Origin of the sequence: Acinetobacter sp. YH12201, from assembly GCF_013418145.1 — a bacterium.
Taxonomy (GTDB): Bacteria; Pseudomonadota; Gammaproteobacteria; order Pseudomonadales; family Moraxellaceae; genus Acinetobacter.
Genome location: NZ_VPCP01000113.1, coordinates 1 through 6943, shown reverse-complemented (window position 1 = coordinate 6943; position 6943 = coordinate 1). Strand labels below are relative to the sequence as shown.

General features: G+C 42.2%; 5 protein-coding genes and 1 pseudogene. 3 read left to right on the top strand and 3 right to left on the bottom strand.

All coding sequences use genetic code 11. The features are described from left to right. Window positions 1–243 precede the first annotated feature (243 nt). From add to FTU91_RS15045, 3 genes are all read right to left on the bottom strand, one after another. Window positions 244–1275, bottom strand: coding sequence for an adenosine deaminase (gene add, locus FTU91_RS15055; protein WP_180042839.1), 1032 nt, complete (start codon window positions 1273–1275; stop codon window positions 244–246). 306 nt (window positions 1276–1581) lie between these two features. After that, on the bottom strand, window positions 1582–2283 hold the full coding sequence (locus FTU91_RS15050) for a VIT family protein (RefSeq protein ID WP_180042840.1): 702 nt from the start codon (window positions 2281–2283) through the stop codon (window positions 1582–1584). A gap of 515 nt (window positions 2284–2798) precedes the next feature. Further along, on the bottom strand, window positions 2799–3149 hold the full coding sequence (locus FTU91_RS15045; RefSeq protein WP_086176086.1) for a DUF3147 family protein: 351 nt from the start codon (window positions 3147–3149) through the stop codon (window positions 2799–2801). A 224-nt stretch (window positions 3150–3373) separates the two neighbouring features. Here FTU91_RS15045 and FTU91_RS15040 point away from each other — a divergent pair, with 224 nt between their 5' ends. From FTU91_RS15040 to FTU91_RS15030, 3 genes and pseudogenes are all read left to right on the top strand, one after another. Next, the gene (locus tag FTU91_RS15040) at window positions 3374–3883 is read left to right on the top strand and encodes a MerR family transcriptional regulator (protein WP_180082754.1); all 510 of its coding nucleotides are present in this window, start codon (window positions 3374–3376) and stop codon (window positions 3881–3883) included. A 172-nt stretch (window positions 3884–4055) separates the two neighbouring features. Further along, window positions 4056–5381, top strand: a pseudogene (locus FTU91_RS15035) (ISNCY family transposase). A gap of 146 nt (window positions 5382–5527) precedes the next feature. After that, on the top strand, window positions 5528–6835 hold the full coding sequence (locus tag FTU91_RS15030; protein ID WP_180082753.1) for an ISNCY family transposase: 1308 nt from the start codon (window positions 5528–5530) through the stop codon (window positions 6833–6835). Window positions 6836–6943: the final 108 nt, after the last annotated feature.

Here is a 6943-nt window from a genome sequence, read left to right as displayed (position 1 = left end):
GTTCCACTTTAGATATTTGTTTAAGATGAGATGTAACTCATTGAAATGTGTCATCATATTCGTCGTCAGAAAACAAGTATTATGCCATTATTTCAATGAGTTATCTTTTTTTGTCGTGTACAAAGCTAATTTAATAACTTCTAAGTCTTTGCTAATTAATAAATTTTATAAAAATCAATATATTGTGCATGAAAACGAGGGGTATTCTGATGACAATAAGAAACAGATGATGACTGATTTGCATCAATCCCTGTAATTGATTCCTGAAAAGGCGTTACGCTGCGATACTTTCTCTTGAAGTTGCTGTTTTTCCTGAGCGGATAAAAAGGCGATGCTCAAACCGTTTTGCTGCGCTTGTCGGATTTGTGCTTCGGACAAGCCTGCCTGTGGTGCTGCGTGTAAATATTCATGTTGAATATCAATGCCTTCAACCGCAGGATCGTCACTATTAATCGTGGCTAAAATGCCATGTTCAAGAAAGGTTTTAAGCGGATGTTGAGCAATATTGGCAACGGTACTGGTTTGCAGATTTGAGGTAATGCAGGACTCAATCCCGATCTGATATTTAACTAAATAATCTAGTAATTTTGCATCTTCCACAGCTTTCACCCCATGCCCGATACGGGTTGCACCGAGGGTTTGAATCGCTTGCCAAATACTGCTTGCACCAGCGGCTTCACCTGCATGGACGCTGATGTGCCAGCCTGCATCACGAGCTCGCTTGAAATGATCAATAAACAGTTCCCCTGGAAAGCCCAGTTCATCACCTGCCAAATCTAGTGCGGTAATCTGGTCACGATGAGTCAGTAAGGCATCCAGTTCTTGCTGACAGCGAGCCTGCCCAAAGGTACGACTCATAATACCGATGAGCTTAGCAGGAAGATCCAAGTAACGGCTGCCTTGCTGAACGCCATCAATCACGGCTTCGACTACCCCAGCCAGTGGAAGTTGATGGCTCATCGCCATATAAAAGGGAGAAAAGCGCATTTCGACATAGTCCAAACCTTGTTGTGCTGCATCTTGCATATTTTCCCATGCGACACGACGGCAGGCTTCCAAATCACCCAAGACTTTCACGCCCCAGTCCAGTTTGTTTAGGAAGCTCAGCAGGTCTGGCTGATTATCCATGACTTGAACATGCGGTAGTAGTTCCGGCAGGGTGTTGGCAGGCAGTTGAATCTGGAATTGCTGCCCCAGTTCTAAAATGGTTTGCGGACGGATATTGCCATCGAGATGGCGGTGTAAATCGGTGAGCGGGATATTTTTATCAATCATTATTATTCACCTAAGGGTTTATCTAGTCAGAAAAGCGTGATGTCCTCGCAGCATAATCGCAAGTGGATTCATTCGGCTACTGCATAATCATATATGCCGTAGTGAAGGCGATATTTTAAAAGACATAAGCCTTTATTGAATGGGTTATGGAGTATTGTTCTATCCCCGCTGATGGACCTGAACAGTGCTAAGAACATACTTGTGCTTGGGCATGATCTAGCAGTAGGAATCACCGTCCTTAAAGGGCGGTGAGGATGTCAAACCCATCATGGGTAGAGCGAGTGGGGGAACATATAAAAAGCGATCTTATGCCACGCTCACATTAAATAATGATCCGATCCAGGAGCTGAATAGCATCGCGATAATGCCCCAAAGCATTACCCGGATTGAACCTCTCCAGATGCTGACTCCGCCTACATAACTGGCCAGTGCACCCATAATGCCAAGACTTAATACCCCAATCAGCATCACGCCTTTCTCTAAATATTGCTCAGGCATCAACATGATTGAAATTAAAGGAAAGAGTGAACCGACTGTAAATGCAGTGGCTGAAGAAAACGCAGCGCGAAAGGGCTGTGCAGAGGTATGATCTAAAATACCAATTTCATCACGAGCATGGGCATCTAAAGCATTATGTGCGGTCAGCTGGCGGGCGACTTCTTCAGCTAAAGTGGGTTGTAATCCGCGTTGTATATAAATATTTTTTAACTCATTCAATTCATGTTCGGGATGGCGTTGCAGTTCACGTTGTTCCATCTCCAGATCATTCTGTTCAATGTCCTGCTGGGATTTAACCGAAATATATTCACCTGCAGCCATTGATGCAGCCCCAGAGATCAATCCGGCGATACAGGTCACCAGTAGGGTATGGGTAGATGCGCCACTGGCTGCAATTCCCACCACCAGACTGGTGACTGAAATAATCCCGTCATTTGCCCCCAGCACCGCTGCACGTAACCATCCAGCACGTTCAATATAATGTTTTTCGATATGATAAGAATGGCGCACAATAAACTCTCTTGCTGTTATCCAAATGATTATAGTCAATATAGGATGACTAAACCTTAATTGAGCGAGACAATAGCGAATATAAATCCATATCCATACCTATCCCTGCCATTTTGAATAAATTGCTTTAAATAGCCATCAATCCAGGACTGCATCCATATTCAGGCTTGATATCATGGGTATTTCGTTCACTGGTAGTCAAATTAAGATTCAGATAATCTTCAGATCTTAAAGTTAAGCTCTAATCAATGCTATTTTTTGAATGCTTTTCCTACTTGATGGGGTTAATCATAGAAGGGGAATATAAACGCCAGAGTTTGGTATACACAGTTTCCCAATGATGCTTATTCATATCATGTCGTTCCACTTTCAATTATCTAAAGAGTGGGCATCTTGAAAAATCTACTGATCTCTACAAGGCTTTTGATAATCTCTAAGATTGTGGGTTTTAGCGAAATGAACATTTCCGTAAAAAAAGATTTATTCTGATTCAATGTGAGTAATCGTTTCATCCTTTACATTAAATCAATACCGAAATGGTGCAAGATAGCGGCCCATGCCAGGAAAATAACAAGGGTCATTACACAACAAAGGGCTAGAGCTGGCCAAAATCCATAACGCTGATACAGGAGGGGAAATGCTAAAAACATCGGTAAGGTCGGCACCACATACCAAAAAGTGTACCAAGCATGATTTGAAATTTTCTGTGGATCTTGATGCTCAAGTTTCATCCATATCAGCACCAGTACCGTTACAATCGGTAAGGCTGCGATCAACCCGCCTAAACGGTCACTACGTTTGGCCACTTCTGAAATAAGTATTACCATCCCAGCTGTGAGCGCATACTTAGCAATAAGCCAGACCATGTGCATTCCCTGTAATTCATCAAAATTTTATTTTATATCGGGTTGAAATCAGTTACATATTTTATTTCATCGATAGCTGAGGAGCGATGATGAGCTGTCAGCCTAAAATAAAAATGACTGTGTTTTGGGTATCCTTAATTTGTGAAATAAATAATTTTTCAAGATTGACCTGTCTATAAGTAAAGGGTTTACCTTAATTGAACAATGAACGAATGACAAAAAATATGCTTACTGTAACCCGCTTAGCTAAAAGTCTCAATTTATCGAGAACCACCGTTCTTTATTATGAGAAACAGGATTTATTAAAACCTAGATTTATAGCTGAAAATGGTTACAGATGGTACGGTGAAAGTGAGATCGAGCGACTGAAAAGTATAGTCTCTTATCGCGCTTACGGACTATCAATTTCAGATATCCGCTTGCTTTTAGAACCGTGTAGCATATCCCAAGGTCAAATCTTGGAAAATCATTTTAGGGCATTGGAGAAAGAGATTAATAACTTAAGGGGTCAGCAAAAAGCTATCATTGAGTTATTAAAAAAATCAATTTTATTAAAGGAAAAGTTCATGAATAAAGCGAAATGGGTAGAAATTATGACTGCTGCGGGTTTATCAAAAGAAGATATGATGAAGTGGCATCAAAAATTTGAAGAAATGGAGCCTGAAGAGCATCAGAAATTTTTAGAGTCACTAGGAATTTCACCAGAGGAAATTTCACAGATTCGCAACCTCTAGCATTTCCTCTCTTTGAGCCTAATCTCATAATATTTAACATAATGTACGTTATACGAAATAACAATTGTAACTCCAAAATAGAAATGTCCGGTTTCTCCAAAGTAAAAATGTCCGCTTTTAGAATATGCACTTTTGCAATTTCGTTAGCGGACGGTTTGATATGTTGGTGTCTATGTCGGATAAAGAACTTAAACGATTGTCGGTTTTGCAGGAAATCTGCGATCAACGCATAACTCAATCCCAGGCTGCTCAGCTACTTCATATCTCAGAACGTCAGATCAGACGCTTACTGCAGAAATACAAAGCTCAAGGCCCAGTTGTATTAGCGCATGCCGGTCGTGGCCGAACCAGCAACTCCAGGCTTCCTGAAGAAATCAGGCTCAAGTGCCTCAATCTTGTCGCTGAGCAATTCCATGGTTTCGGACCCACTTTAGCGCATGAAAAGCTCACCACTGTTCATGGATTTAAGATTTCAGTGGAAACACTGCGTTCCTGGATGATTGCAGCCAATTTATAGATTCCTCGCTCCAAGCGCCTGAAACGTCCATATCAGCCTCGTTACAATCGGGACTGTTATGGTGAACTGGTACAAATCGATGGCTCACACCATGACTGGTTTGAAGGACGCGCTGCTAAATGCTGCCTACTGGTGTTTATTGATGATGCCACAGGAAAATTGCAGCATTTACGCTTCTGTGAATCAGAATCAGCCTTTGACTATATGATTTCGACACGCTTGTATGTTGAACAGCATGGTAAGCCTTTAGCGTTTTACAGCGACAAACATTCAGTCTTTAGGGTGAATCAAAGCAGCAAGAAAGACACCAAGATTACCCAGTTTGGACGCGTACTCAGTACCCTGAATATCGATATCATCTTCGCTAACTCCCCTCAGGCCAAAGGACGTGTGGAACGGGCCAACAGGACACTTCAGGATCGTCTGATTAAGGAGATGCGTCTGGAAGGTATCAGTTCGATTGCCGATGCGAATAAGTGGTTGCCCTGCTTTATTGAGCAGTTCAATCTCAAGTTTGCAAAGATGGCCTTTAATCCTAAGAACTTACACCGCTCTGCCACCGAAACAGCTGAGCAATTAGATGATATTTTTACCTGGCGTGAACCCCGCAGAGTCACCAATAGCCTGACCATTACTTATGATAAATGCGTATATCTCCTAGAGAAGACAGAAGAAAATCAGAGGTTAATCGGTAAATATCTTGAGTTTCTGGAATATCCGGATGGTACTGTAGCCATCATGCATGATGGCCGAAAGATCAATTACAGCCTCTTCGATAAATTAAGTCAGCTGAATCAGCGAGAGATTGTTGAGAATAAACGGTTGGGTGCTGTTCTGAATCATATTCAACAACAGCATGAAGAACTGGAACAACAAAACAAACGCAATCGTTCTCAAAAGATGCCAAGCAGACGTGCACAGAAAACAGCAATCAAAGAACGAAATTTGAATCCTGTGCTTGACTTGGAAATGTCTGTATAGGACATTTCTATTTGGTTATTAGGTAGGACATTTCTACTTGGGAATAACAAACAATGTTAGAACCCATTTAAAGTGTCTATATTCTCACCAATAAAAATGTCTGGTTTATGATGGTTTTTACCATCATGGACTGGATATAAATATAGATGCTGATCACTATGTCTGATAAAGAAATTCAACGTCTTGCAGTGCTGCAAGACGTTCGAGATCATCGTATTACCCAAGTCCGTGCTGCTGAAATCCTGAATCTTTCAACCCGTCAAATAACCCGGTTATTGCACAAGCTCAATCAAGACGGTGTTTCAAGTCTGGTGCATGCCAGCCGTGGTCAACCGGGTCATCGTCGCCATGATGAAGCCGTAAAGTCTGAATGCCTTTCCATTATTTCTGAACATTTGCTGGGCTTTGGCCCAACCTTGGCTCATGAGAAGCTCAGCAGCATGTTCGGCCTGAATCTCCCGGTAGAAACGCTTCGTCGCTGGATGACGGCCAATGAGCTCTGGATTCCTCGATCCAAACGACTGAAACGCCCATATCAGCCTAGATATAACCGTGATTGCTTCGGTGAGCTGATCCAGATTGATGGCTCATATCATGACTGGTTTGAAGGACGAGCCGCCAAATGCTGTTTGCTGGTTTATATCGATGATGCCACTGGAAAGCTGTTGCATCTGCGCTTTTGTGAGGCTGAAACCACCTTTGACTATATGCTTTCGACCAGAGCCTACATTGAGCAATACGGCAAGCCGCTGGCCTTTTATAGCGATAAACATTCGGTATTCAGAGTGAACCAGAAATCCAGTCAGGACAGCCAGATCACGCAATTTGGCCGGATTCTCAACGAATTAAACATTGATATTATCTTCGCCAACTCCCCACAGGCCAAAGGTCGCGTAGAGCGAGCGAATAGAACCCTTCAGGACCGTCTGATCAAGGAGATGCGGTTAGAAGGCATCGGTTCGATTGCCGAAGCCAATGCATGGCTACCCTGCTTTATTGAGCATTTCAATCAGAAGTTCGCGAAATGCGCGCGAAACTCAAAGAATTTACATCGACCATTAACCGAATCTGATCTTGAACTGGATGATATTTTTACCTGGCAGGAACCGCGTAAGGTCACCAAGAATCTAACCCTGACGTATGACAAGTGTATTTATCTGCTTGAACCAACTGAATTGAACCAGAAATTAGTTGGGCAATACATTTCATTTCTAGAGTATCCGGATGGAACTGTGGCCCTCATGCATGAAGGTCGGAGGATCAACTACAGCATCTTCAATAAATTGGCTGGGCTGCAGCAAAATGAAGTAGTTGAAAATAAACGGTTAGGTTCAGTCCTGGCGCATATCCAGCAACAGCATGAAGAGTTGGAGAAACAGAATAAACGTTCCCGAACAAACAAAAATATGCCAAGTCGTAAAGCTCAGAAAGCTGTTATAGGACTTACGCATTGACGGATTCAAAAAAGTATTAAAATACTTTATAAAGTATCTGTGATCAGACGAATTAAAAATGCTTCTACAGCAACTTGTACACTACCCATTTATATGGGCTTTCTCATG

Bases quoted from the DNA above. Each gene is read 5' to 3' on its own strand.
- FTU91_RS15030 (WP_180082753.1), top strand. From the start codon at position 5,528: ATGCTGATCACTATGTCTGATAAAGAAATTCAACGTCTTGCAGTGCTG.
- add (WP_180042839.1), bottom strand. From the start codon at position 1,275: ATGATTGATAAAAATATCCCGCTCACCGATTTACACCGCCATCTCGAT.
- FTU91_RS15045 (WP_086176086.1), bottom strand. From the start codon at position 3,149: ATGGTCTGGCTTATTGCTAAGTATGCGCTCACAGCTGGGATGGTAATA.
- FTU91_RS15040 (WP_180082754.1), top strand. From the start codon at position 3,374: ATGCTTACTGTAACCCGCTTAGCTAAAAGTCTCAATTTATCGAGAACC.